General features: G+C 73.8%; 1 protein-coding gene. It reads left to right on the forward strand.

Translation table 11 applies throughout. From position 1 onward, the window contains the following. The coding region (locus AAE045_RS24390; protein WP_455549867.1) for an esterase/lipase family protein at positions 1-516 on the forward strand (516 nt) is incomplete at both ends.

Here is a 516-nt window from a genome sequence, read left to right on the forward strand (position 1 = left end):
TCGGGTATTCGAGCGTGTTCGGTGGCCCCGAGGTGGCAGTGCCGCAGCTGCTGGAGCGGCTCAAGGACAGTGGCCCGGTCTCGCTGGTCGGCCACAGCCTGGGCGGACTGGTCGCCCTTGAGGCCCTGCGGCGCGCCCCGGAGCTGCCGGTGTCGCGCGTGGTCTGCCTGGGCTCGCCACTGCGCGGCAGCGTGACCGCCCGCTCCCTGAGCGATCACGGCTGGTCGCTGGCGCTGGGGCGCAGCTCGGAACTGCTGCTCGATGGGCTGCCGGCCTGGGAGGGCAGGGCCCAGGTCGGGCTGATCGCCGGCTCGGTCCCGCATGGGCTGGGCAGCCTGCTGGGCGCCTGTGGCGAGGCCTCCGATGGCACCGTGGCGCTGGATGAGACCCAACTGCCGGGGCTCGCCGACCACTGTGTGATCCCGGCCAGCCACAGCGGGCTGGTGTTCTCGCCCGATGCCGCGCGGCAGACCGCCGCCTTCCTGCGCGATGGCCGGTTCCGGCGCGATGATGCGG

The organism is Dryocola clanedunensis, from assembly GCF_038405435.1.
Taxonomy (GTDB): Bacteria; Pseudomonadota; Gammaproteobacteria; order Enterobacterales; family Enterobacteriaceae; genus Dryocola; species Dryocola clanedunensis_A.